This window comes from Fischerella sp. PCC 9605, from assembly GCF_000517105.1.
Taxonomy (GTDB): Bacteria; Cyanobacteriota; Cyanobacteriia; order Cyanobacteriales; family Nostocaceae; genus PCC9605.
Genome location: NZ_KI912153.1, coordinates 336,155 through 361,506 on the forward strand (window position 1 = coordinate 336,155; position 25,352 = coordinate 361,506).

Below are 25,352 nucleotides of genomic sequence, written 5' to 3' on the forward strand. Positions count from 1 at the left end.
GATGCTTGATATTGTGTCCAGCTGATTACATACACTTCCCGTAGAATCTCACCCCCAGCCCCTCTCTGCTTACAGAGAGGGGCTAACTTTTTGCCCTTGTCGGCGTACTCCGCAAAGCAAAGTCAACAGAATTCACATCTTGTACTAATTGCAACAGCCGGGAGGCAGAGCCTCCAAACCCTCGTTACCAGGTTGAACCTGGTAACGAGAACTAGAGCCTCTGGCTCTTATAAAAAATGGTGCAAGATATCAGAGAAGCACATAAAGAAGCTTGAAAACAGCCCTTGTCCAAATTTTTTTCAAATATTTCGGTCACTTTGCGTCATAGTCTGCATAATCCCTTTTTGAAAACCCCATATATGAATAGCACTCTCTCTGGATTTAGAAGGCTATGAAAACTCTTTAAAAATCAGCCTGATCAAAAATAAGAGGAAGCTTCATGAAAAAACGTGAGAATATCATTGAAAAATTCTCGACGTTCCTCAGTTTCAGAAATTCCGGTAGTGATAGAAATCCTATTTGGCAAACAGACCTGGAACTAGAACGCTATATGAAACTTTTAGTAAGGTCAGAACCAGAGGCTAATGAAGAATTTTGGGCAAGGTACTTTCTAAAAATTTTAAGGAACCCATCTCAGTCTGAGAACTTGGGAGTAGTTAATCAAGAGGACACAAAAATACAAAGACAGGTCGATGCGGGGAATTTTTCTCTCTCCGCGTCACCGCGTCTTCCCCTCTCCGCGTCTTCTTTAATAGCTGGGAAACATTTGTCTGCTTACTTACAAGAAGCTTGCTTGTGGGCTTCTCAAAAAGCCTATCAACGATTTAAATATCTCCGGCATAAATACCCACTAGAAGAATATTTTCAAATAGCCAATTCCGCCGCTACCCCTCCTGCCAAGCTTCTCAAAAGTTTTAATTTTGAGCATCCGCAAACCAATGTAGAAGGTTATGCAAAAACTGCAATTATACGGTTGATAAGCAATACAATTTACCAGCAAGATATAGAAGCAAAGAGAGGAAAGTTTTCTGATTATGGTCTCCTGAAAGATTTAACTGCTAAAGAATTAAAAGAAGCTCTGAGCTCAAAAGGTTTCAATCTTAATCAAATTAACTCTTACTGTCAAGCTTGGCAATGCTTAGATAAAATTTATCAACCAGATCGCAGCTATGGTAGCCGTAGCTTAGCACCTCCTACTCAACAACATTTGCAACAAATTGCCTTTTGCTATAACCAGAGACTTAAGAAATTGGATTTGCCAATAGCACTAACTTCGGGTGAGAAAATTCAACAAATGCTGTCAATTTGCATTCAGGCTGCCCGCGATTACCGCACTAAACGCTTTTTACCTCTAGAAACATATGACAATATCTCCGATCCTATGCCTACTCCTTGGGATAATCTCATCCAAGAAGAAACATGGGAACAATTGCAGCTGCTGGTCTCAAAATTATTTGCAACGATGCCAGAAGCAGGTCAAACAATGTTAAAACTCTGGCAAGGTTTAAGCTTTACTCAAGCTGAAATCGCAGTAGTTTTAAAAGATAAGTATCCAGAATTGCAAAAACAGTATCAAGTAGCTCGTCAGTTAGCTAAATATAGCAGAAACTTGTTAAGAGACTTAGCTAATGAATGGAATCAAACTAATCCAGATGTTTACTTTCATGATGATAAAGAGATTCAAAACATTAAAGATGCGATGACTGAGTATTTGCAATCTCATTGTCAAAAGTTATTCTATTTAATTTTAGATGAAATTGCCGGGCAATGCCAAAATAAAGATAGGTTACAAATTCTTTATTATCAAATTAATCAGTTGAAGCAACTGAATGACGAGCAGATTAAATTAGCCTTTTCTGAGACATCTAATAACTTGGCAAAAATTCAACAAGATTTGATAATTCCTTTTAAAGAAGAATTAGAAAATAGTATGAATCTAGCGACCAACTCTCTAGATATAGGAATTACGAAAATAGCTATTTTTGTCCATGATTGGTTAAGAAGCAAATTTTATGTAAATCAGCAAGGATGAAATAATTATGACATTTGAATTAGATGATTTGACGATAATATATCCGGAAAAATTATGGTTAGAGTTATCAATACAAGAACAGAAAAAGGCATGGCAATTAACTGCTCAAAAACTTTACTCTCACACAGCAACTCGTTGGAATGCTTACCTGAATTGTTTGTGTTTGAATTCTTTTTTGACTTGGCTAAAAGAAGATCCAGAACTAGGAGATAATTTGCAGGTTTGGCCTGATTATAATCAGCTTCCTAGTTTCTGGGAAGTTGTGAATGGCACTGCTATCACTCTAGGTGAAACTCGACTAGTGCTAATTCCCAGTGAGAAAAGTAATTTCACAGAGTTTCGGATTCCCCAAGAATGGGTCGATATTCCTAACTGGGCAGCTAACTATTATTTGGCTGTGCAGTTAAACTTGGACGATCGCTGGTTGGGAGTGTGGGGGTATACTACCCATCAGCAGATCCGCAAAGAAGCTAAATATGATCCGATGGATAGAACTTACTCGCTGGATCAAGAGGAGTTAATTACAGACTTAAATGTGATGTGGGTAGCACGGGAAGTATTTTCCCCAAAGCAACTAGAGGTCAAATCTTTACCAACTTTGTCAAGTGTAGAAGTAGAGAAATTACTAGATCAACTAGGTGAGTGGGCTGTTGATTTACCTACGGATATGAGTTTTGAGGAATGGGCAGCACTACTAGCATCGGATGAAAGTAGGCAGCATCTTTACCAAAGACGGCTTGTCAACCAAAAGACGAATCAGGTTGAGCGCGATCGCTCTTTAGTGAACAATTTGAGCCAATGGTTTGACAATATCTTTGAGGCTGGCTGGCAGTCTTTTGATGCATTCTTTAGTTCCCAACAGAAAACTCTAGCAGTTCAATTCCGAAACCAAACTGCCTTGAATGAGGTTCGTGTAAAAGGAGCCAAATTAATTGATTTGGGGATGCAACTGGGGGGTACTGCGGTTGTGCTGCTAATTGGTTTGACTTCAGAATGGGATGAAAAATTCAGTATCCGCGTGCAACTGCATCCCGCAAACGAAGAAGTTTACCTACCACCCCATCTCAAATTAATTTTGGTCTCGGGAGCAGGAAACATTCTTCAAGAAGTAGAATCAAGATGTCACGATCACTTTATTCAACTGAAAAAATTTAAATCTCCTCCAGGAAAAAATTTTAGTATTCAGATAGCCCTTGGTGATATCAGTATTAAAGAAGATTTTGTGCTGGAGAAGCTTGCTGGCTGGTAGCCATGAGTAAATTAGTCATACTAAATCTAGGAAAGGGCAACTTAAAGCAGGGCTTTTCCTCCGTTACTGCTATATTGTCGGAAGAAAACAATCCCATCGCTCAATTTACGGGTAGCTTGCCTACTGCACCAGAACTTTGGCAACTCTACAGACGATGGCAGTTACTCTATCAGTTGCTTTATGAGTCTTTAGATCCTAGTTTGGGTTGGCGAAAGCACATAGATATAGAAGACCAAGATATCGAAATAGAGGAAGATGATGTAACTAACGTCTCTTCTGTAGATTTTTGGAAATTATGCGATGATCTACATACAAACATCAATGCCTGGCTCAAGTCGGAACCATTTCGCAACATCGAGCAAAAATTACGTACAAAGTTAGATCCTAGTGATGAAATTCGGGTGATTCTGGCCACAGAAGATAACCAAGTTAGAAGGCTTCCTTGGCATTTGTGGGATTTTTTTGATGATTACCAAAAGGCTGTGATATGCTCGTGTATCCTAGAGGTAGAGCAAGTTAAATCTATACGCAAAAGCCCTGCTCGTCAGATCAGAATTTTAGCGATTCTAGGTAATAGTACAGGAATTGATGTACAAAAAGATAAGAAAATTTTAGAGCAATTACCAGGAGCGCAAACAGTTTTTTTGGTAGAGCCACAACGACGAGAGTTAGATCGGTGGCTTTGGGATAAACAGGGCTGGGATATTCTCTTCTTTGCGGGGCATGGTTCAACTGATGACGATGGTGAAACTGGGCGAATTCATATCAATCAAACAGATAGCCTCACGATTCCCCAGTTAAAAAATGCTCTCAGAGCAGCGATCGCCCGCGGTCTAAGTTTAGTAATTTTTAACTCTTGCGATGGGTTAGGATTGGCTTGTCAGTTAGCTTCTTTACACATTCCGCAAATGATTGTGATGCGGGAACCAGTACCCGATCTCGTTGCCCAGGAATTTTTAATGCACTTTCTGGAGGCATTTGCTAGTGGTCAGTCTTTCTATTTAGCAGTGCGGGAAGCACAAGATAAATTGCAGGGTTTAGAAAATGAGTTTCCGTGTGCAAGCTGGTTGCCAGTGATTTGCCAGAACCCAGCGTCAGCCCCCCTAGTTTGGCCACAGAGGTTCCTGACTCCCACCATTTTACCTAATCGGCGTATTTTTCCCATCGTTTTTAAAGCCAGTGTGGTAGTAACCTTTTTGGTAATGGCGATGCGATCGCTAGGGATGTTGCAGTCATGGGAACTGATGGCATTTGATTGGTTGATGCGATCGCGCCCCAATGAAGTAGAAGATCGGCGCATTCTGATTGTCACGGTTACTGAAGCTGATGTTCGTGCCCAACCAGCCAAAGAAAGAGCAGGGGCCTCGCTATCAGACCGAACCTTGGCTGAAGTTGTGAAAAAAATCGAACAGTTCAATCCCCGCGTTATTGGTTTAGATATCTATCGAGAAAATTCTGTGGGGACAGACTATGCAGATTTAGCCAAGACCATGCAAAATAGCGATCGCTTTATTGCTATTTGCAAAGCAAGTGAAGAAAGCACAAACGCTGGTGTTCCACCTCCTCCAGAAGTTCCATTGTCACGCCAAGGCTTTAGTGATGTTGTGTTAGATCCCGATAACATTATCCGTCGCCAACTATTAGCTATGGCTCCTGCGTCTCCTTGCCAGACTGATAAATCTTTTAGCTTTCGGATTGCAACTCGTTACTTGGCAAGTGCTGGTATCAAACCTAAACTTACTCCCGAAAACAACTGGCAGCTTGGTAGTGTCGTCTTTAGAAACTTGGAAGAAAACAGCGGCGGGTATCATGGCATAGATAATCTTGGTCATCAAGTGCTGCTCAATTGGCGTGCTTCTCATCAAGTTGCCGAACAAGTTACTCTCAAACAAGTTCTCAACAATCAACTCAATCCCGATTTAGTGCGTGATCGCATTGTCGTGATTGGCACTACAGCCGAAAGTTTTCATGACTATTGGTCTACTCCCTACAGCGCCCGCGTGTGGCCTCACGAGCAAATGTCAGGCATAGTTGTTCAAGCACACATGATCAGCCAGATCCTGAGTGCAGTGCTGGATAAGCGACCACTTTTATGGACTTTGCCAAAGTGGAGTGAAGTCTTGTGGATCTGGTGCTGGTCTATGGTTGGGGGTGTACTGGCTTGGGGTTTGCCATCGCGATTACGTCTTGTCCTAGTCCTAGCCAGCAGTTTGTGTGTTTTGTATGGGCTTAGCTTATATCTATTAATACAAGGTGGATGGGTTCCTCTTGTTCCATCAGCGTTAGTCTTGATAGGTTGTGGTGTATTTGTGGCAGCCTATAGTGCATCTCAAAGCTAAAAACAAAAATAAGCTTTCTTTACTCTGGCTTGATTTTCCAATACCGTGCTATCACCGATAGCAGGTAGAATCTGTTAGCTTTGAAAAACGGTTGATATCGAAGTCAGCTTTGTTTGTATCTTTTATTTGCGTGTTTCCCACCCATTCCGAAATATTACCGCCACTACCAAAAGCTACCAACCCCCATTTACATGATGCTTGTGGAATTTTCTTCTTGGTTTGAGCGATCGCACTCACGTTTGGATCGAGGATATCACCTGTAAAATATACATAATTAAAAGCAAATCTGTCATTTAAAATACTAGCACGCAAGAATAAACCACTCCAGCGAGCTACGGTTTCTACTGCTACACTTTGAGCTAGGGTAGGTATGTTAATATCTGGTCTTGCACCCGTAGAATTGTCTGTATTCGTAATGCCATAGTGGTTCGCACCCAAAATGCTAATCAACGTCTTGGGAGGGTCTTGAATTTGCTCATAAGTTGCCTGCGCTCTCTCCGGAAGAGCTATGCTATCAAGGGTTCCTTGCAATAGAGCTACAGGAATTCGGGAATTATTAATGGGGATAAACTGTTGAGTAGTTTGGTCGCGAAGATTGGCACCAAAAAAAGCTCCTGCTACAAGTTCTTTTGGTCGGTTAAAAAAACCTTCACATAAAAAAGGTATGCAAAGATTTGCGATCACAGATAATCCCACAGCACCTCCCTGAGAGTGACCGAGTAAGCCTAGTTTTCGTGTATTGACAATGCCAGCAACAGGTGAATCGGGATTCGCGTTTTCTGCCTTCATTTGCGCCAAAACAGCATCGATTTGTGAGGTGTCAGCAAAAAGTCCTGTACCGACCTGTGGAATGTTTTTTTGGTGATTGGGAACAACCACCACAAATCCATAGCTAGCTACTGTTCTGGCGAAATTTGAGTAATTTGATTTATCAACATTTGCACCTTGTAATAACAAAGCAATGGGAAAGGAGTGTTTGCCAGTTTTGATACCTGATGGTTTGGGAAAGTAAATATCGGCTATGTCGTTATTTGCAGAGATTGTTGTACTGTAGCTATCAACATCTTTAAATATAGGAGCAGGACTGTAGGTCGTAGCCCTAGCTGTTTCCCCAATACCCCAAACAATCAATGCTGTACTAGCGGAAGCTACTGACAAAGCTTTTAAGGAAGCCACAGAAAAAACTCCTTGGCGTAAGTATATTTATTGATAAGATTTTTAGAGATTATCTAAAATAACAGCACTATAGACAAGTATTTTTACCAAAAAATCACAATCATACTCTCCTTGTATAGACAATAAAATCATTGCTCAAGATTACAGCGATCGCACTCTGAAAAGGATTTGATGCTTCTCAGACATTCTCTCGGCTCAGTACAAAGATTTTTCTCTTAGCAAAGTGATAAAAGAGAGATATTCGCAAAAAGAGGGATAATGATTTTTGTGGTTAATAGTGAGGAGATTTTTTAAAAGCAGTGACATTACAGGAGGTTGAGATGGGCCATCTACTTTACAAAAACTCATTGTCATACAAAGGATATCTCATCATTCCCTTTGTGTTTGGCAAAGCAGATACTTACGAAATTTATTCGTATAAATTGTTGTCAGAAATTGGACGTAAAAGCCGATTTCACAAAGCAGAAAATCCAGCACAGATGTATGGCAGTAGCATCAGTAATGTTCTTGATATTGCCAAGGAACACATTGACAAAAATTTAGAGTTTGTCAGCCAAGGTGATAGTTTTAAATATCGCTACGTTTACCGTAACAATTTAATCATTGTCTATCGTGAATCTGGTAAATATTTTTACGACCATTATCCGCCAGACTCATTGAATAATATTGCAGCGCCCAGAGTCTTCACATCAGAATATGAATGTTTGAAGTGGATCAAACAGGGACTTGATGGGTTGAATGTCAAACAAAAAGCAAGATAACAGTACCTAATCTTGAGGAAAAAATTCGGGGGTGTGCCAAACACCCCATTCCTCCAAGAGGCGATGTTACGGCAACCAAAAATCTGGCAAAACAGACTTGCTCACATAACTTACTGTTCTATTAATTGTTCTTGCCAATTGAATATGGGGTTCATCAGCTTCAACGGGTAAAATCTTCGCTGGCATACCTTCTCCCAAGTAAGAAATTACCTGATTTGCCGCTTCCAAACCTGTAACATAAGCTTTTTCCTGCGACCAAGAACCGTGGCGGTTAATTATCCAATCACCACTCATAAATACATTCTTAAAACTGGTTTTAGCTGGTAACATATAGCGATAGCTACCAGGTGCAAAGTGAGTCACTGCCTGCGGTAAACGAATTACACTGCTATCAACTACTTTTGCTTCTCGAAATTCCGGAATGCAAGTTGCTAAATAACGCTGCACTATCGTCACAATTTCCTTGTCTTCTAAAGCAAGAAATTGATTGGCATGATAAAAATCAACTTCCACAACTGTTCCCGATTCATGCTGATATTCATCATGTAGTGCATTCAAATCAAAAAACGTCCAGCCTGTAGTTGCATCAAAGCCAAAGCAAGCATTGGAAGGACGAGGAATATTAATTTTACGGTCAAACCACAGGCGAGTTGCTAAAACATCAATTGCCCCTAAATTAGATAAATTACGAAATTCTTCACGACTTTGCAAACTATGGCTATTTGAGACAATCTTTTTCATACCAGTGATGCCAACAGCAAAAATTACTGCGTCGGCATCAAACACTTCATCACCACAAACTACACCCGTTGCCCGATTATTGCTATCAATAATTAAGTCGGTCACTCGTTTATTGGCTAGTAACTTTCCCCCTGCTTTTTCGATGCGTTCTACCCAAGGGCGAAAGATTTTTTCCCCAACAGTGCCGCGACACCAAACTACATCAAAATCAGGTTGATGGGCCAGAATAAAAAAGTAAAGCATCCCTAAAGTTGCTGCGGCGGAACATTGTTCGCCAGGGGCAAACAAACCTACCAATAACATTGGTTCAAAAGCTTCGCTGTAAAGTCGCGCCGAAACCCCGAAATCTTTGAACAATTCTCGGGCTGTTACAAAGTCATAACGCCGCCAGGCTGCATCGGAATTATCAAAATCAATCACGGCGTAAAGTAAAGGCAAGGCACTCAGCCGAGCAATTAATGGTAGACGCTGAAAGTGAGTATAGAGAAAAGTTCCTAGAGGCGTGGGAAGTCTGGGTAAGTCTTGAAAAATGGGTGACTCAACTTCTAAACCTGCGGGAGAATATTGTGAGGAACGAGTCCAACTGGTGAAGGGATTAATTTCTAGTTCATTGATGAGGGCAAAAATATTTCTGTAAGGATACCAGAAGCCATGAATACCCGCTTCTACTGAACGTCCTCCTGAAGTTCTCCAACCTGCTACCAGTCCACCGGGGTAGGAACCTGCTTCAAGGAGTGTCACATCGTAACCTTGTTTTGCCAAGTGGTAGGTTGCACCTAATCCAGCCCAACCTGCACCAACAACTACCACTTTTTGATGTTGTGATGCCTCTATCATTCCAGCCTCCGGTTTTTGCAGTCTATTCATTAATTTAGACGAAGTTGGTTGCAGGGTTTGGGGATTAGAGCTTAGGGATTAGAAAAATTAAGGAATCAAAGTAATCCGCCTAGCTTACCAGCATCGTCTCAGACCAACCAAACATATAGATAGCTACGCTTGAAAACTGGGTAGAACTTTTTTGCTAACTATTGCCTGAGATAGTAATTAAACCGCTCTCGTAGTTGTTCAACCGTCAGGTTCTTAGTCCAGTACTCCACTAGGGCGTGACCAAATGCCCAAGCGTTGCGATCGCTTGCAGCAGGGTTTTCTAGTAATAGCGGCCACAAAGATAACAAGTCAAAGTTGAGCGAACCGTCTGTATTCAAAAGTGAAAATAGCTCATATGCCATCTGAAGCTTGCCAATCACAATCGGCAGCTGTTCGGCTGGTATTTTCTCTGCCAGCAGATTTGCCAGGGTGGGCGATCCGGTGGAAAGTGTGGAAATAAACTGGAGGACGGGACTTTTGAGCAGTGCAGTCACTCCTTGTGTAGTTGCCATCTGGAAGGTGTAGTGGTCGATGATTTTGGCAGCTGCGACGGTGCGGGCTTCCAAGTTACGCAAAAAGCGGGCAAGACGCAGCTGTTTAGCAGGTGCGATCGCATCTATCAGCGCCAATGATAGCGCGTCCATGTTCCAAGCAACTCGACCTGTTTTCACATCACCCGTAACAACAGGCAGAACTAAACTACTTAAGTCACCCAAAAGCTGAGCGCGAAAATTGGTTGCTTCCCGAATCGCAATTTCCTTGGGGCGATCGCCCCATTCCCAATCGTAAGGCGGCTCCCATTCGCGCATAGGACGCAGGCGATCCACTTGGGTAACGACCGTAATTACAGGCAAGTCTGCAACTTCCGCCTGCATATCTTGGAGAAAATCCACATCCATTTGCAGCGCTGGATCGAGGGCAGGAGTGACTAACAGCAGCAAATCTGCGTTAGTGGCATAATCAAGCACAAGTTCGCGTAAATCTGCACGGTTCACTTGTTCGTAACCAGGCGTATCCCAAAGTGTGAGTGTTTCTTCATCTGGAGTTTGCCAGTAATAACTCTGAATTTGATCGGTACTAGGTAATACATCAACTGCGGCTAGGTCTGCCTGAAACACCGTGTTAATCAAGCTGCTTTTTCCGGCTCCAGTTCGTCCCGCTAATAGAATATTGATGGGTTTTTGCTCAACTGCCGCAGCTGGTTGTGCTTGCGTCAGAATTTCTCGGAGAGTTTGGGTTTTAGTCTCGGGTAATTTCGGTGTGGTAACGGCAGATTCTGCTACTGGTAGAGTCATGCCTGCGTAGAGAGCGATCGCTTGCCGACATAAATTTCTGAGAGCAGCTTCTCGGAGTAGCTGACTCAAATTCACTAGCAGTTGCTGGTTAGCCTGGTTGCTGTAACGCTGACTGGCTAAGTTTGCTACTGCTGCTACTGGGTTGAGGAGCCACTGCGCCAAGTTCCAGGCTCGCATGAATTTACGGGCCGATGGTTCCAGTCTCTGGTAAATTTCGTATGCTTCGTATGCTTGCCCAACTGTAACCTGATTGAGGGCAGGGGATAACTTCTGCATCCACAGATCCAGGTCATTTACAGTCCCACGAATCAGTGCATAAGCTTGGGGAACGTAAATATTTAGCAGAGGGTATTTTACTTCCGGATGGTAGATTTGGGCAACGGCAACAACAAGATCCTGGCATCGCAGCCAAAAGGTTTGCCAGTCTTCCCAAATTGGGCGATCGCTCCTTGATGCTTCCAGGATTTCTTGCAGTACAGCTTCGGCTTGTTTGGTTACATCAGTTACCTCTCTTGGCGTTGTCTCACCTGCCGCAGATTCCAGTTCTTTGCTGACCTCTGCCATAACGGTCTCAACCTGTGTTACGACAGGTTGAGTCCATTTGACCAGTAACCAACGCCAGCCTACAAATAAGAGGATAAACACACCCCAGATCCAATTCAAACCCCACTCATGGATCTGCAATCCTGCTGCAACCAGTAAGAAAGTGATGATAAAAGCGATCGGGATTGCTAAGACGATCCATTGCCAAAGTTTTAAGCGTACCATTGCCCCATGCCTGCTTCAATGAGACTTCTTACACTCCTATTTTCGATCTAAAACTTTTGTGATGAGTGGTAGACTGCTTGGTTTAAGTAATATGACGAATAAGTGCGTTAAACTGCTGTGTGCGGTTTAACAAATATTATCTGTACGTACGGAGACAATTTATGCTCACATGGACTAATCAACCTTATGAATCAATGTGGAACCATATAAGGCTTTTGAAGTATTCCACAAACGTCAAAAAACTATTAACAGGGAAGCTGCTATCAAACAGAAATTTTTTCTTTAGCGATCAAGAACTTGTCGAACGCAAATCAAGACAAATAGCTTACGCAATATCCCAAGCTGATGAGTATTTCAAGGCAGCAGATAATGTATCAGAGATCACAAGCCCTCTCTTGTACTTTTATGGGATGCTTTCGTTAGTGAAAGCACTGCTTGTGGCAAACACCCAGAATCTTTTACTCGATGATATTAAATATCACGGCTTGTTTACACGTGCGATTAATGAAAATTTAAAAAAATATGTGGAAAGGGAGAATGAATGGTGTATTGAGAAAGAATTTGCCGTATGTAATGAAGGAGTTTTGGATGAGTTAACTAAATTAGTGCATAACTTCTCTTTTCCTAAGCATTCGATAATCCTGTTTAAGGATATTTTAAAGCTTAATCCTGAACTAGGGGATTTTTATACAAAATATTATGGCGAGCCAGCGTCATTTTTACCGCTGTACAGTTATGATCTAAAAACATTTCCTTTTAAACTCTATCCTGCAACAACTGACAAAAAAAAGGTTCTAGCAAGTTTTCCAAACATAGAAAAACACTTTGAAGTTACTGCTGACCTCCTGCATGGTCAAGCTTTGGTGATACAAAGTAGAGAGTATCTTAAAGAGATGCCTAATAATATAGGAATTTATTATCCCATTCCTGGTGGTCGATATTTAATTGCTGGGCTAGATTATGAGCATGAATCAAATACATGCAGTTATTACATATCTCCGGAAATATGTGACTATATTGGAATGTTTATTCTAAGTAACTGTGTTAGATATAAACAAGAGCTTTGGGGGATGACTGTAAGCGGTGAAAGGGACGGTGGATTTGGGTTGGTGAATTTGTTTATATCTATTGCAAGAACAAGATTTCCAAATTTTATTCTCAGTCAATTGTTCAATGAAAAGTTTGAATATGGAGTAGCTGCACGCTTGATGTAGGTGCGAAGAAGATCTATAGCGGACTTTTCAAATAGACTTTGAGCGTTACCTTTAGGCGATAGTAAGATCGCCATTTCCCATAAACTCAATTGACGCAGTAAATCTAACCTCTCATCACTACCAGAAAACTACAGTAATTCACAAAACGATGTCTGAGACAAGCTGCTGCGCGTCTAGACACAATCAAAGAAATAAGACCTTGCCGCATCTGCTCCCAAACCAAACAGTCGCTCCAAGCATACGTTACGATGAAAAAGTTGTCTGCCGCCAGTGAATTTCACGCGCAGTCAGTATTTGTTCTACAGCAATGCAGCTACACCAGAGGAAGAAAAGTATGCCGTGGATGGAATTGAGCCTCAATACAACGCACGAAGCAGTTGATTGGGTCTGTACGCTGCTTGCTGAGACCATCGATATTAGTGATGTTCACATAACAGAATATGCTGAACCAAACGAACGGGATGTAGAACAACCCCACTGGACATTTACGATTCGCTTATATCTACTCTCTGATGTTCACTCAAGGGCGCGTGTAGAAAAAATTGTGAATCTGCTTTCGCCCTTGTACCGTGCAGGAATAACGACTGAGGTGCAGATAACAGCGGTTAACGAGAAACCCACAGACGCAGATTTACTCAACCCCCTCGTGCATCGGATTGGGAAACGGTTTGTTGTGCTTACTTCTGATGCCCCGGATCAATCTGAAGTGCCAGACCAAATAACCTTGAGACTGAAGAAAACTTTCTCTTTCGGTAGTGGTTTACACCCAGCGACAATTGTCTGCCTCAAACTGCTTGAAAGACACGCCGTCCCGACTATGAATGCCCTCGACCTTGGATCGGGTTCAGGTATTCTAAGTGTAGCAATGGCAAAGCTGGGGGCAAACGTTTTAGCCTTAGACAATGACAGTGTTGCCGTGCAAGCTACTCAAGACGCTGTGCATCGTAATGGGGTAGAACAGCAGGTAAGGGTAATGAAGGGAAGCCTGGGATGTGGAAGCGATCTAGGACATTGGATGGGTGGAAACACTATTGACAATGCGCCAAAAATTGAGGCTATAGACAGCTTTGATCTCATCGTCGCCAATATCCTGGCACGGATACACATTGCCCTCGCCAATGACTTCCAGCAGGCACTGCGTCAGACTGATGCCCACGCGGGACTACTAATTACATCTGGTTTCACTACCGATAGCGAAGACAATGTGGACACAGCTTTGCAAGAGGCAGGATTTGAGTTTGTTGATTGTGAAAGATTAGATGAGTGGGTTGCACTTGCCTATCGTTTGAAAGTATAGTTTACAAAATTTCGGAATATTAGAAGAATTACTATCTACATCTGTAATTATAAAAATGTTCAAAAGCCTTGCAATTAAGGGATTTTGAGCATTTTTATTTTTTAATTTTAAAAGCCCGTGACGAGGATTGAACTCGTGACCTCACCCTTACCAAGGGTGTGCTCTACCACTGAGCTACACGGGCAAAATAGAAAAGTTTTGTTTTGAGGTGGGCCGGGCTGGATTCGAACCAGCGTAGGCGCTAGCCAACGGATTTACAGTCCGTCTCCATTAACCACTCGGACACCGACCCGTGCGACCCACGATTAATTATAGTAGCACAAGGTTTTGAAATCTCCAAGCTTTTTTTCAAAAAAATTGGGAATGGGGAATGGGGAGTGGGAGATGGGGTGATGGGGTGAGTGGAGGGAGTAGTAAACCACCAACCACTAACTACTAACCACTAACTACCAACCACCAACAACCAACCACCAACCACCAACCACCAACCACTAACTTAACAATTCCCCAGTCTCTTGCAGCGCGTGCAAGCGATGGTAAATTCCCTCACTACGCAAAAGTTCTTCGTGATTACCGACTTCTACAACTTTGCCTTGATCTAGAACCACAATTTTGTCTGCTTCCCGGACTGTACTCAGGCGGTGAGCAATCACAATTGTAGTGCGGGTTCCTTGGAGCGATCGCATTGCCAGTTGAATTGAACGCTCAGATTCGTAGTCTAGGCTAGAAGTAGCTTCGTCAAAAATCAGTACATCTGGTTCAACTAGCAACGCCCTAGCAATTCCCAAGCGTTGTCTCTGTCCACCAGACAACCTTACACCCCTCTCTCCTACTACTGTGTAGTAGCCTTTAGGTAGGTGCTGGACGACTTCATCAAGTCTGGCGATTCTACAAGCTTCTTCAACTTGCTCAAAGGTGGCATCTGGTCTGCCATACTTGAGATTATCCAAGACAGTACCGTTAAAAACATCTACTTCTTGGTGAACTATTGCCAGCCTGCGTCGATAACCTCCCACATCCAGAGTGCGAATATCTTGACCATCAATGAGAATTTGACCTTCATTGGGTTCAAAATATCGTAACAGCAGCTTTACTAAGGTAGATTTACCCGAACCCGATCGCCCAACTAACGCCACTGTTTGATATGGTTCAATCAAGAGATTGATATCATGTAGAACTTGACGCTTCGGTTCGTAGCCAAAACCAATGTGCGAAAATTCCACCTTCCCAGTAAATTTATAAGGAGATTCTGGCTGTTGTCTTTCTTCCAAAAGACCAACTGAATCAACTCCAGATCGTTCTTTGAGAAATTCGTGGAACCGCACCATTGAACTGTACCGACGGGCGAAAATTTCCGCTAGGACGCCAATAGGTTCCAACTCGGCATAAGCCATACTGGAAAGAGTTAACGTCATGATAAAGTGACCAAGAGAAATCCTGCCGTTGATTGTCGCCACTAGCGCCAAACCCAAGATTGCAAACACGCAAAACTGAACTACAGTTCTTTGCCAGGTTTGCAGCTTGACATAACCTTTGTGGATGCGATAATCCACCACGGTTAGTTCCCGTCCCAAACGTACTTTTTGCCGCTGCAATTCTTTTGCTTCTGTCGCAAATGCTTTGACTGTTTTGATGTTGCTGATGATTTCAGAAGTACGGCTTTCAGTGTTTTCCGAGTATTTATCCAAGCGGTTATCGTGCCAAATAAGCCGCTTTAACTTTTTCAAGGTAAAGCCAAGGATAACGACGAAGGAAATCAGATATAAAATTGCTATTCGCCACTCCACAAACCAGATAAACACAAAAATTCCCAACACTCGGAACAATTTAGGAATCATTTGTCCGGCTATTTCAGGATAAGTCCAAGTGTGGTTGGCAACTCCTCTAGCTATTCGTCCGGCAATCCGTCCAGGGTTATTTTCGTCATAAAATTCCAGTGGTAGGGTCAGAATTTTCTCAATCGCTTTTTCATGCTGATCTCGACGTGCCCTTAAGGCAATATCCCAGTGAAACCAACTGGTAAACCAAGGTTGTGTTGGCGCTCTTACCACCGTGACAAGAAAAATCAAACCCAGCAATACTCCTAAAGATAGAAGCTTATTCACTGGGTAATTAATAATGTCTGCTATTGTGGCGATCGCTCCTGCAAGTGGTTTATCTAACGGTTGACCAGACAAAATATTCAAAATTTGCCCGATCGCATAAGGTACAATCAAATCGATAATCTCGTAAAAACTGGTTGCTGCAATACTAAAAATACTCAGCCTCCAGTAAGGACGAAAGTAATTGAGAATATCTCGAAAGTTTGCCATGATGCACACTGTCCAAGAGCATGAGCCTGTAGCTCCGGAAGTATTATACTACATCTATACTACATTGCAGTCAAGAGGCAAACAAGCAAATCATCCTTTGGGAAGAGATAGTGGATAGTGGATAGTGGTTAGTGGATAGTGGTAAAAAACCAACTACTAACTACTAACAAATAACTATTGATAAAATTCCAAGCGATATCGATAAAGAGCAACTGGATGAGAGCCAGCTTTAAAGTAATCTGGATCTTGTGGTGAAAGGTAGACAGCAGTGACTTGATCTGCTTCTATGGCTGGATTAGGTGTAGATAATTTGCGGTAGGCTGTTGTAGACTCTACTGTATTAAAATAAGCACGCCCACCACCTTTAAATAGTTGTTGAAAAACTTCTGTAGCAATAAATTTACCATCAGATGTAGTTTCTGTAGCGCGTGCAGAAACAATAGAAACTAGTTGGCGTTCATGACGTAGTAAGGTAATCTGACGATTGGGAGAATCTGGATCTACTTTGACTGATAATACATCTGTGTCACCTAAATAGGCACGTGCCAAATTTAAGCCATTAAACGCTCTATCCGCTACTATTGTTGGTTTGGTATCTTGGCGAGAGTTTATTTTTAACCCAGAAACAGGCTTTTTCTCCTCCACAAACTGCACCTGAAAGCTAAGAGGCTGGTTAAGATATTGACGATTACCCTCAAATCCAGGTGTGACAATCTCAGGAGCCAAAGGAGCAACCAAATCCACAAGCGTGCTTACAACCTGCCAATTACCCGCCATCCAGTCAGGATAAGCTAAATCTCCTATAGCTGGTTGCGCTAAGGTTATTTTTTTCCACTCAGGAAAATTATCTAAACGCTTAGCCAATTCTCCCGCCATTGCTTCTGTACTCCACAGCAGGAATAAAACAATCAAGCAAAAACTGCAAATTAGCTTCATAGACAAGTATTAAGCAGTATTTTTTTCAAAATGTAAACTTTATTTGATTAAAAGCTCACGCAATTTAGAAATTGTGTTGCTTTTTTGTTACTAAATTTAACTCTTACAGTAATAAACTCAACAAAAACACTAACCTTCTTTAAAAAGACTGAAAGCAAAGTAATCTTCAAAATTCATTTTCCTGCTTAAACAGGTTCAATATACAAAAATACTCATAACTTCCTTAAAGCTATGTATTTTCTGGGTTTTTCGCCTCAAGTGATGTCAATAACTGCTTTTTTGCTAACTGTTAGATTAGTTACCATAATTAAAACTAAGATCGTACTTGAAATAAAAGTAATTAATCATACTTGCTAAATATAAGTTCTAGTGTTATTACTTAAGAAACACCAAAATAAAATGATTTCATTAGTAAAATTACTTATTCTAATAACTGAAATCTTTATTTATGCTTTTAATGCTGTGGTAGTTAAAGCGTAAATTATTTTGAAAAAAGCAAGTGTAAATCTTGAATGGTAGTACAAGGTTGTTAGGATGGGATGTCATGAATCATTTCCCAAATTAAAGTATCGTATCTGAAGCTACCTTGCGGGCTTCTATTAAGCTAAAAGCTTTAAGCTAAACGCTTTTTGTCAGAGTATTCAGTTTTAAATGACTGAAATATTTTATTAGTTATTAGGGTGTCATCTGATTGATTGGTGTGTTTATGATTAATAGATGAACTAATGAGCCTATCGAGTTCTTTTACTAATTTTTCTTTAGCTGAATTGTTTCAACTGATTGACCAAGGAAGAAAGTCTGGTTGTTTAACAGTGTGTACTTTACCAGATATTAATGCTCCTAGTTCTAAATCGCAGTATTATTACATTTGGTTTCGACAGGGGTGTGTAGTTGCGGCGGCAAATCGCTTAAATGGTCAGGGTTTAATCTATAAAATTACGCAACGAGGTTGGGCAAATCAGCAAGTTTTAGAAAAGTATAGTCAGTTCCTGCCAACAGCAACACCCTTTGGTTTGTATTTAAAAACGCAAGGAGTGCTAAATACTGAGCAATTAAACTTATTATTTGCTAGCCAACTACACCAGATTCGACAATTATTTGAAATTCAAAAAGGTGTATTTAAACTTGATAGCAAAGCACCCCTGCTTGGGAAAGAAATGACAGGATTAAGTTTGAAGGCAACAGAAGTTAGCCTGATGGCTTTAAGAATTCTAAAAAACTGGGAAGCCTTGGCTGATGCACTTCCGGATGCTAATTCTGCTATACGTAGTATTAGCCAAAGCAAACCACAAATTCGTCTACATGCTTTGGAATGGCAAGTCTGGGAATTTGCCAATGGTAGTGTTCCTCTCAGCGCGATCGCACATCAACTCCATCAGCCTATAGCTTTAGTTCAGCAAGCAGCTTTTCGGCTGATGTTAGCTTGTTTAATAGAAGAAATTTCTCCAGTGACATCTACCCTAGAACTAAATAATTACCCTCTAGATTTAAAGATGGTAAATTCATCTGGTTTTGGTAAAGAAAAATCTCAAGAACTAGAAAGATCCAAAATAAGTACTTCATTATTGCAAAATTTAGTTGGGTTTTTAAGGAGTAATAATTGATGGAAATCCTACGCATTGTAGTTACTGGCGGCGTAGGCGCAGGCAAAACAAGCTTCATTCGTACTATCAGTGAAATCGAAACGGTAGATACTGATAGAAAAGCAACTGATGAAATTGCACTTTTGAAAGAGAAAACCACAGTTGCATTGGACTTTGGTCGGTTGACAATTGCACCAAATCAATCACTACACCTTTATGGTACGCCCGGACAGATGCGATTTGATTTTATGTGGGACATATTAATTCAAAAAGCCCATGCCTATATTTTGTTGATAGATGCACACCGTCCGGAACAAGTGCGCTATGGTCGGAAAATTCTTCAGTTCATGAAGCATCGAGTTAAAATACCGTATCTAATTGGGCTAACTCATACTGATTGCCCTGATGCTTGGCAGATAGAAGATGTAGCACTGGCTTTGGGACTATCAGAGGAAAGTACCAAACCACCGATGATGTCTGTAAATGCTACTGAGTCTGCTTCCGTAAAAGAAAGTCTAATTGCGTTGGTTGAAGAATTTGCCAGATATTACCAATATTTCACCGAATAACTAGAGTTATCTTGTTTGACAAAAACTCTTATGCTAGTTGTCAAATAAAAAATACGTAGAACTTTAATTTTTATCCTGTTATTCTGAATTTTCCTTGTTACCTTTATTGATTTGTCTCAAGTCTTGGAGTCAGTTTATGACCATATAGGATGTGATGGCCATTACACTGTTATATCTTGCTGTTTAACCACTATGCCTCTGGGCTACCTTCTCAAATTCTTGACTGGGATATTTCAGAAATATCCTGTACCAGAAAAAACATCAAATTTGTCACATACAACACATTTACCAGTACTGCGATTGCGGAAAATACGGCACAATCTTTACCAGTAGTTACGGTAAATTCACAGTTACTAACAACTACTAAGACAACTCAAACATCTGTATTAACAATTGTGGAGGAAAAATTCGTGATTAATGTCTCGATGCTGCAAGACGAACTGCAAAACTTTGTGTCAGGAACCTCAGAGGTTCAAGGTGCAGCTTTAGTCAGTCCGGATGGCTTGGCTTTAGCCTCTGTGTTGCCGGGTGGAATGGATGAAGAACGTACAGCCGCCATGTCTGCATCTATGCTGTCACTGGGCGAACGCATCGGTCGTGAACTGGCTCGCGGCAATGTAGAGCGTATCGTCGTTGAAGGAGAGAAAGGCTATGGGGTGTTAGTTGGCTGTGGTGCCGATGCAGTTTTATTGGTACTCGCTAGTGCGGAAGTCAAACAAGGCTTACTGTTTCTAGAAATTAAGCGCGCTGTTTCTAGAATTTCACCTCTGTTAGCTTGAGTGGAGATAAAAACAGTCTCTACACAGATTTCTGGATCGTTGGTTTTACATATTTTCCCTGTCAAATTCCAATTCAGGCGTATTAAGATTACTCAAGCTTAACCGAAATTTAACGTAAAAATTTCATGAGTTCTCAAAAACTGCCTGACCATAATCTCGATGTTTTGTTTTAGTTCATCTTGTGGAGAAGCTAATTATGATTTTAGACACAGTTGCTTTTATGTCCACGCTGGAAAAGCGTGTGTGCTTGACAGATGAAGACAAAGCCATACTGAAATCTCAAGCAGATTGGGGTTTACAAATTGCTCCAGAGATGGCTGACCACTTTTATGCATACCTGGGACGTGATGCAGAAATGAATGCTATTTTGAATGACGGAAACGGGCGTATACATCGCCTGCGTGAAACCTTTATTCAATGGTTCCACGAAATGTTCACAGGTATGGATGACTGGGGGCAAGCCTACGCCGATCGCCGTTGGAAAATCGGTTTAGTTCACGTCCGCATTGGCATTGGGCCTCAGCATGTTGTTCCAGCAATGGCGACGGTGATTCATCAAGTAGAAAAGCGCCTACAAGTAGATGGTAAAAGCCAAGCTCTCAAAGATGCTCTCAGTCGCATCTGCATGATTGACTTGGCTTTTATTGAGCAAGCTTACGTAGAGGTATCTTCAGATGCTGTTCTTAGAGAAACTGGTTGGACTCAAGGTTTGTTTAGACGCTTAATTGCTACCGGTGCACGCTCTATGTGAACTCCTCCACATCGTACATGCCATTGATTTAAATGATTTGGCGCGTTGAAAAAGACTCCTGTCTGCGTTTAGCAAAAATTGATTACAGGGTGCATTCTCCGCATACCCTGCACTACCACGATTCAAATTCACGCTATTCATGTATCTGAAGTTAAATAACTATAAATCTACTCTGGACTAGATTCGATTTTTATTTTTATTATGGCGTTGCTGAATTTGGGGATGAATTGTCATTGTGTAGACGCTTGGTGCGGCTACTCTACGAGAAGGGCTGCGCCCTGGGAGTGCAGGGTGCGTAACGAAGTGAAGCGTAGACGCGCAGCGGCTCAAGGCAGAGTAGAATCTCGGCAGATGCTTCGTTCCGCGTTGCTGCACTCAGCATGACAAAGCGAAAATCATCCCGCATCTATGCAACGCCTTTATTATTTTTATCTCTTATTAAATTCTAAATAACAACAACAACAACAGCGTAGCTGATATGAAGTTTTATCACTACGTTGTTTTTATATGTATGCAAAATAATTATTTACATCTATAATGTAAACAACGATATGAGGGTAGGTGAGGATGAAAATCCAAAAAGGTATCCTCCCAAACAGTGACCATCCGGTTTGGATGGTGCTGGGTGACGACTATTTGCCTATTGAGCCAATCCAGAAATACCTACATTACTTAGACAGCGTAGGGCGTTCCCCAAACACGATTCAGACTTATGCCCATAACCTCAAACTATTCTGGGAGTTTCTGCGGGATTCAAAGCTAGATTGGCTCGAAATTGATTTGGAGCAGCTATCAAACTTTATTCACTGGTTAAGAAACCCTAATTCTGGCGTGTTGTCTATTGAGCCACAGGTTTCTAAACGCTCCGAAAAGACCATTAATCACTGCCTGACAACTGTTTGTGGGTTCTATGAATTTCAAGAACGTATAGAGGCTACTGCTGGAGTAGATGTTTATCGCTATCAATTACAGCCAGGGCGTAAATATAAACCTTTTTTGCACCACATTAGCAAAGGTAAAGAGGTTAAGACTCGACTATTAAAAATAAAAGAACCAAAGACATTCCCTGGATGCCTAACACCTGAGCAAGTTAACACATTGGTTGAAGCTTGTAATACATTACGCGACAAGTTTTTAATTAGGTTGCTATATGAAACAGGACTAAGAATAGGTGAAGCATTAGGGTTAAGACATGAAGACATGATTACTGGAAAAACTAATGAGATTCATGTAGTACCGAGATTAGATAATATTAACCATGTCAGAGCTAAGTCTGGTGTAGAGCGAACAGTTCACGTTAACAAAGAACTAATGCAATGGTACTCAGCTTATTTAATTGATGAGTACCCAGAAGACATTGATTGTGACTTTGTTTTTGTAGTTATTAAAGCTCCTGCCAAGGGTGAAGTTGGTACACCTTTGGCATACAAAACTGTTGACAGTTTGTTTAGAAGATTATCGAAGAAAACAGGCATTAAAGTAAATCCACATTTATTAAGGCATACTCATGCAACTGAACTAATTAGAGCAGGGTGGGATATGGCTCATGTTCAGAAACGCTTGGGACACACAGATATTCAAACAACCATTAATACCTATGTCCATCTTAAAGACGAAGATTTATTTACAGCTTATCAAAATTATTTAGCTAATAAAAACAGGGAGGATTAAATGGAGTATCAAATAAAACTTAATCATAAAAATGAACAACAGGACTGCTATAAAGTTATATGGACACAAGAGAGGTTTCAAGAGATAGAGACAAGTTTAACTGGATATTGGTCAAAAGATATTTGGGAAGGGGTTGAAAACCCTTTTAAAAATAAAGACAGGACTTCACTTATCTTAAATTTTTCTAATCATTTGTATATTATCAAAACTGAATTAAAGTTTGTTATATATACAAAAATGTCAACTCATGAATGGTCATGGACAACAGTTCATGTGAATAATGTTTTAAAAGATGTAATTGATTTTCTTGGGGACAGCAGGTTAATTGTTGAGGACAAATCAATTATAGAAATGTCTATTGATTATTTGGTTTCCAAGCTAACAGACCATTTTCAAGAGCAAAAAAAGCTATACTCTACGACATCCCGCACTTGTAATAAATATGGAGAACCACAATTTTATAAGAGCAAAGACCAAAGAGTTTATATGTTAACTCATATTTATAAGTTTTTGCAAGATTTCTATGATATTAGAGATGAATATGATAAAGATGCTTGGAATATTAACAAGCTCAGTCCAAAACATAATGGAAGAGAGCGCAATTTAGACTTTTCAGAGTTAAAAGGTTCTTGGCTTTTTAAACCCGTTCGCGCTTACATAAAATATCAATTAGCTATTCATAAGGGAGTCACTGTTTACAATAAGCTAAGATGTCTTCGGATTTTTGGTATTTTTTTAATAAAAAGATATCCAAAAACGACACCAGAGAATTTAGATAGAGAACTAATAGTAGACTATATTAACTATGTTAAACACTTTTTAAATAGTAGCTATATTCATCAGCACCACTGTTTGTCGTATCTCAAAGAATTTCTGGAATTGTGCCAACGACAACAATGGGTTAATCTTCCAAGACAGCAACTCATTTATTTTGATGACTTCCCTAAAAGCAAAAGAAAAATTAATCCCAACTATATTCCAGACGAAGTTGTTAGAGAAATCTACCAACACATAGATAAACTCTCTTATCCCATGTATGGTAGAATGTTTCTTCTTCAAATGCAGATTGGATGCCGTGTAATTGATTTGCGGCATTTAGAATACAATTGTTTAACTCAGGTTAAGGAAGGGCAATATATATTAAAGTATTGGAATTTTAAACAAAGTAAACAACATACTATTCCTGCTAATAGTGATGTTGTCAATTTAATTAGAACTCAACAGAAGCAAGTAAGTGCTGAGTTAGGAGAAGATTACCCTTATCTATTCCCTTCCAGAAGAGTCAAAACAAATAATCAAGTTAAACCCGTTAGCACTAAGGCTTACAGTGAAGCTATTAAAAGGTTAATTTGGAAAAACAACATAAGAGATAACAATGGAAAAAGATGGGTTTTTACATCTCATCAATGTAGGCATACAGTAGCTACTACTTTGATAAATGATGGAGTACCACAACATATTGTTCAAAAATTTCTTGGGCATGAATCTCCTACCATGACTAATGCTTATGCTCATATCTTTGATGACACATTAAGAAAAGAGATAGAAAAATACCACGAATCAAGAGTAATTAATTTTCAAGGAGAAACCGTTGAGTTAGAAGAAAGTATTTTATCTAGTAATGAAGATTTGGAATGGTTCAAGAGAAATGTTCAAGCCAGGGCATTAGAACATGGATATTGTGCTAGACCCAAGGTATTAGGTGATTGTGATATTCCTGGTTTTGATGGTTGTTATAACTGCCCTCATTGGAGAACTAATAAAAACTTCCTGGCTGTTCTAAAAGACACTTTAGAACGTACCAACAATGTTTTAGAAAAAGCCCAGAATTGTGGTTGGCAGCTACAAATTCATAAGAATACGCCTATCAAAGAAAATTTAGAGAAAGTCATTAAGACCTTGGAGGTAGACAATGACTAATAGGAAGATTGAAGCGTTGCAAGAGGCAGCAGCACAGAAAGCTAAGGAATCAGCAGAACGAGTAGAGAAAGCACTTGAGAGGATGACAAAACAAGGTCAAATAATCAGTTTTAAATCTGTTGCTCAATCTGCCAATGTATCGACTGCTTACTTATATAAGCAGGAAGATTTAAGGAATAGAATTGAAACTCTGCGTGACCAGCAGAAACAAAAACCTAAATCTAAACAACCTCCAGTAGCATCAGATAATTCTAAATCAGTAATTATTTCCACTTTAAGGGAAGAAAACAAGAAGTTACGAGCAGAAATAGAAGGACTTCGTAGAGTTAATGAAGGATTAGCTGGTAGGGTTTATCACTTACAAGGTGCTGAGGAGTTAGCAGAAAGACTCAAGTCTGAGAATGCAGAGTTCAAACAACAATTAGAGGAATGCCGCCAACAAGTCCAGCAATTTACAGCAGTACCAGTAGAGAATCCTAAAGTAGCATCATTAGAAAAGAAAAGAGCAGGACGTTCAAATATTAGTGACCAAGTTAAAAAACAACTTGAGTCTTTGGGTATTCAACTTAATTCAACTTTAACTAAAACAATTAAAGCGGCTTCAGAAGAAACTATTTTAGATGCGATAGAGGCGTTAAAAGAATCTCTTAGTGATGGTGATGTTGATAAACCTGGAGGTTGGTTGAAAACAGCTATTGAACAAGGTTGGAAACCCAACGGTAAAATTCAAATTAAATCGGAGCTAGACTTATTTACCGAATGGTATCCAAAAGCCAAGTTGCATAAATTGGTTCAAGCTAGTCAAACTACCAAAGACGGTATCATGATCTACACTAACGATGGCAAGTGGATACCTTTTTCAGAGATGTTAGCTCAGTATCCACTTGAAACGTTGTAGAAAAATTAAACAACGTAAAATATATACTATATAAACGTTGTAGACGCTGTAAACGACATAAGCGGGTTATATCTTATTAAATTTTAAATAACAACAACAACAACAGCGTAGCTGATATTAAGTTTTATCACTACGTTGTTTTTATGTACAAGAACAATAGTAATCTAAGTCTATAACGTAAATAGCGATATTAA

At 40.4% G+C, this 25,352-nt stretch carries 18 protein-coding genes, 2 tRNA genes and 1 pseudogene; 14 read left to right on the forward strand and 7 right to left on the reverse strand.

Annotation, left to right across the window (positions count from 1 at the left end; genetic code table 11):
• The first annotated feature begins 439 nt into the window (after nucleotides 1-439).
• Genes FIS9605_RS0133965 through FIS9605_RS0133975 form a run of 3 tightly spaced genes read left to right on the forward strand, consistent with a single transcriptional unit; the run spans nucleotide 440 to nucleotide 5,620 of the window.
• Nucleotides 440-2,032 carry a hypothetical protein gene (locus FIS9605_RS0133965; RefSeq protein ID WP_026736449.1) on the forward strand — a complete coding sequence of 531 codons (1,593 nt, stop codon included), beginning with the start codon at nucleotides 440-442 and terminating at the stop codon, nucleotides 2,030-2,032.
• A gap of 7 nt (nucleotides 2,033-2,039) precedes the next feature.
• On the forward strand, nucleotides 2,040-3,281 hold the full coding sequence (locus tag FIS9605_RS0133970; protein ID WP_026736450.1) for a DUF1822 family protein: 1,242 nt from the start codon (nucleotides 2,040-2,042) through the stop codon (nucleotides 3,279-3,281).
• 2 nt (nucleotides 3,282-3,283) lie between these two features.
• The gene (locus tag FIS9605_RS0133975; protein WP_026736451.1) at nucleotides 3,284-5,620 is read left to right on the forward strand and encodes a CHASE2 domain-containing protein; all 2,337 of its coding nucleotides are present in this window, start codon (nucleotides 3,284-3,286) and stop codon (nucleotides 5,618-5,620) included.
• 51 nt (nucleotides 5,621-5,671) lie between these two features.
• Here the strand turns inward: FIS9605_RS0133975 and FIS9605_RS39490 are convergent, their stop codons facing one another.
• Nucleotides 5,672-6,796 (reverse strand): alpha/beta hydrolase family protein, encoded by a 1,125-nt coding sequence (locus tag FIS9605_RS39490; protein ID WP_063748500.1) that lies wholly within the window; start codon nucleotides 6,794-6,796, stop codon nucleotides 5,672-5,674.
• Nucleotides 6,797-7,116: 320 nt separating this feature from the next.
• Here FIS9605_RS39490 and FIS9605_RS0133985 point away from each other — a divergent pair, with 320 nt between their 5' ends.
• The gene (locus tag FIS9605_RS0133985) at nucleotides 7,117-7,557 is read left to right on the forward strand and encodes a hypothetical protein (RefSeq protein ID WP_026736452.1); all 441 of its coding nucleotides are present in this window, start codon (nucleotides 7,117-7,119) and stop codon (nucleotides 7,555-7,557) included.
• 66 nt (nucleotides 7,558-7,623) lie between these two features.
• Here the strand turns inward: FIS9605_RS0133985 and FIS9605_RS0133990 are convergent, their stop codons facing one another.
• Together FIS9605_RS0133990 and FIS9605_RS0133995 are read right to left on the reverse strand one after the other, a co-directional pair.
• Nucleotides 7,624-9,135 (reverse strand): hydroxysqualene dehydroxylase, encoded by a 1,512-nt coding sequence (locus FIS9605_RS0133990; RefSeq protein WP_026736453.1) that lies wholly within the window; start codon nucleotides 9,133-9,135, stop codon nucleotides 7,624-7,626.
• Nucleotides 9,136-9,323: 188 nt separating this feature from the next.
• On the reverse strand, nucleotides 9,324-11,228 hold the full coding sequence (locus FIS9605_RS0133995; protein ID WP_026736454.1) for a GTPase family protein: 1,905 nt from the start codon (nucleotides 11,226-11,228) through the stop codon (nucleotides 9,324-9,326).
• Nucleotides 11,229-11,389: 161 nt separating this feature from the next.
• Between FIS9605_RS0133995 and FIS9605_RS0134000 the strand changes: the two genes are divergently transcribed.
• Nucleotides 11,390-12,442: a YaaC family protein gene (locus FIS9605_RS0134000; RefSeq protein ID WP_026736455.1), complete on the forward strand. Its 1,053-nt coding sequence runs from the start codon at nucleotides 11,390-11,392 to the stop codon at nucleotides 12,440-12,442.
• Between the two features lie 334 nt (nucleotides 12,443-12,776).
• Nucleotides 12,777-13,739: a 50S ribosomal protein L11 methyltransferase gene (locus tag FIS9605_RS0134005; protein ID WP_026736456.1), complete on the forward strand. Its 963-nt coding sequence runs from the start codon at nucleotides 12,777-12,779 to the stop codon at nucleotides 13,737-13,739.
• Between the two features lie 112 nt (nucleotides 13,740-13,851).
• Here FIS9605_RS0134005 and FIS9605_RS0134010 read toward each other — a convergent pair.
• The 4 genes from FIS9605_RS0134010 to FIS9605_RS0134025 all read right to left on the reverse strand — a co-directional run bounded on the left by FIS9605_RS0134010 (nucleotide 13,852) and on the right by FIS9605_RS0134025 (nucleotide 16,987).
• A tRNA-Thr gene (locus FIS9605_RS0134010) sits at nucleotides 13,852-13,923 on the reverse strand.
• Between the two features lie 25 nt (nucleotides 13,924-13,948).
• A tRNA-Tyr gene (locus tag FIS9605_RS0134015) sits at nucleotides 13,949-14,031 on the reverse strand.
• 199 nt (nucleotides 14,032-14,230) lie between these two features.
• Nucleotides 14,231-16,051 (reverse strand): ABC transporter ATP-binding protein, encoded by a 1,821-nt coding sequence (locus FIS9605_RS0134020; RefSeq protein ID WP_026736457.1) that lies wholly within the window; start codon nucleotides 16,049-16,051, stop codon nucleotides 14,231-14,233.
• Between the two features lie 174 nt (nucleotides 16,052-16,225).
• Complete coding sequence (locus FIS9605_RS0134025) at nucleotides 16,226-16,987, reverse strand: DUF6816 family protein (protein WP_026736458.1); 762 nt, start codon at nucleotides 16,985-16,987, stop codon at nucleotides 16,226-16,228.
• A 725-nt stretch (nucleotides 16,988-17,712) separates the two neighbouring features.
• On the opposite strand from FIS9605_RS0134025, the gene FIS9605_RS0134030 reads away from it, so the two are divergent.
• The 8 genes and pseudogenes from FIS9605_RS0134030 (at nucleotide 17,713) to FIS9605_RS40210 (ending at nucleotide 25,158) form a co-directional block, all read left to right on the forward strand.
• A complete protein-coding gene (locus FIS9605_RS0134030) occupies nucleotides 17,713-18,591 on the forward strand; it encodes a DUF4388 domain-containing protein (protein ID WP_026736459.1) in 879 nt (292 codons plus the stop codon).
• Nucleotides 18,591-19,139 carry a GTP-binding protein gene (locus FIS9605_RS0134035; RefSeq protein WP_026736460.1) on the forward strand — a complete coding sequence of 183 codons (549 nt, stop codon included), beginning with the start codon at nucleotides 18,591-18,593 and terminating at the stop codon, nucleotides 19,137-19,139. Before FIS9605_RS0134030 ends, FIS9605_RS0134035 begins: the two co-directional genes overlap by 1 nt.
• A 192-nt stretch (nucleotides 19,140-19,331) precedes the next feature.
• Nucleotides 19,332-19,918: pseudogene (locus FIS9605_RS45890) on the forward strand (roadblock/LC7 domain-containing protein).
• A gap of 196 nt (nucleotides 19,919-20,114) precedes the next feature.
• A complete protein-coding gene (locus FIS9605_RS0134045; RefSeq protein ID WP_026736462.1) occupies nucleotides 20,115-20,669 on the forward strand; it encodes a protoglobin domain-containing protein in 555 nt (184 codons plus the stop codon).
• 201 nt (nucleotides 20,670-20,870) lie between these two features.
• Complete coding sequence (locus FIS9605_RS45895; RefSeq protein ID WP_231510591.1) at nucleotides 20,871-21,053, forward strand: hypothetical protein; 183 nt, start codon at nucleotides 20,871-20,873, stop codon at nucleotides 21,051-21,053.
• Nucleotides 21,054-21,236: 183 nt separating this feature from the next.
• Entirely contained in the window at nucleotides 21,237-22,340 is a 1,104-nt protein-coding gene (locus tag FIS9605_RS0134050; protein WP_026736463.1) for a tyrosine-type recombinase/integrase, read from the forward strand.
• On the forward strand, nucleotides 22,341-24,260 hold the full coding sequence (locus tag FIS9605_RS0134055; protein ID WP_026736464.1) for a tyrosine-type recombinase/integrase: 1,920 nt from the start codon (nucleotides 22,341-22,343) through the stop codon (nucleotides 24,258-24,260).
• Nucleotides 24,261-24,276: 16 nt separating this feature from the next.
• A complete protein-coding gene (locus FIS9605_RS40210) occupies nucleotides 24,277-25,158 on the forward strand; it encodes a DUF6262 family protein (RefSeq protein WP_231510592.1) in 882 nt (293 codons plus the stop codon).
• The last annotated feature ends 194 nt before the right edge of the window (nucleotides 25,159-25,352 follow it).

Coding starts and splice junctions, on each gene's coding strand:
- FIS9605_RS0133965 (WP_026736449.1), top strand. CDS start 440: ATGAAAAAACGTGAGAATATCATTGAAAAATTCTCGACGTTCCTCAGT.
- FIS9605_RS0133970 (WP_026736450.1), top strand. CDS start 2,040: ATGACATTTGAATTAGATGATTTGACGATAATATATCCGGAAAAATTA.
- FIS9605_RS0133975 (WP_026736451.1), top strand. CDS start 3,284: ATGAGTAAATTAGTCATACTAAATCTAGGAAAGGGCAACTTAAAGCAG.
- FIS9605_RS0133985 (WP_026736452.1), top strand. CDS start 7,117: ATGGGCCATCTACTTTACAAAAACTCATTGTCATACAAAGGATATCTC.
- FIS9605_RS0133990 (WP_026736453.1), bottom strand. CDS start 9,135: ATGATAGAGGCATCACAACATCAAAAAGTGGTAGTTGTTGGTGCAGGT.
- FIS9605_RS0133995 (WP_026736454.1), bottom strand. CDS start 11,228: ATGGTACGCTTAAAACTTTGGCAATGGATCGTCTTAGCAATCCCGATC.
- FIS9605_RS0134000 (WP_026736455.1), top strand. CDS start 11,390: ATGCTCACATGGACTAATCAACCTTATGAATCAATGTGGAACCATATA.
- FIS9605_RS0134005 (WP_026736456.1), top strand. CDS start 12,777: ATGCCGTGGATGGAATTGAGCCTCAATACAACGCACGAAGCAGTTGAT.
- FIS9605_RS0134020 (WP_026736457.1), bottom strand. CDS start 16,051: ATGGCAAACTTTCGAGATATTCTCAATTACTTTCGTCCTTACTGGAGG.
- FIS9605_RS0134025 (WP_026736458.1), bottom strand. CDS start 16,987: ATGAAGCTAATTTGCAGTTTTTGCTTGATTGTTTTATTCCTGCTGTGG.
- FIS9605_RS0134030 (WP_026736459.1), top strand. CDS start 17,713: ATGAGCCTATCGAGTTCTTTTACTAATTTTTCTTTAGCTGAATTGTTT.
- FIS9605_RS0134035 (WP_026736460.1), top strand. CDS start 18,591: ATGGAAATCCTACGCATTGTAGTTACTGGCGGCGTAGGCGCAGGCAAA.
- FIS9605_RS0134045 (WP_026736462.1), top strand. CDS start 20,115: ATGATTTTAGACACAGTTGCTTTTATGTCCACGCTGGAAAAGCGTGTG.
- FIS9605_RS45895 (WP_231510591.1), top strand. CDS start 20,871: ATGGCGTTGCTGAATTTGGGGATGAATTGTCATTGTGTAGACGCTTGG.
- FIS9605_RS0134050 (WP_026736463.1), top strand. CDS start 21,237: ATGAAAATCCAAAAAGGTATCCTCCCAAACAGTGACCATCCGGTTTGG.
- FIS9605_RS0134055 (WP_026736464.1), top strand. CDS start 22,341: ATGGAGTATCAAATAAAACTTAATCATAAAAATGAACAACAGGACTGC.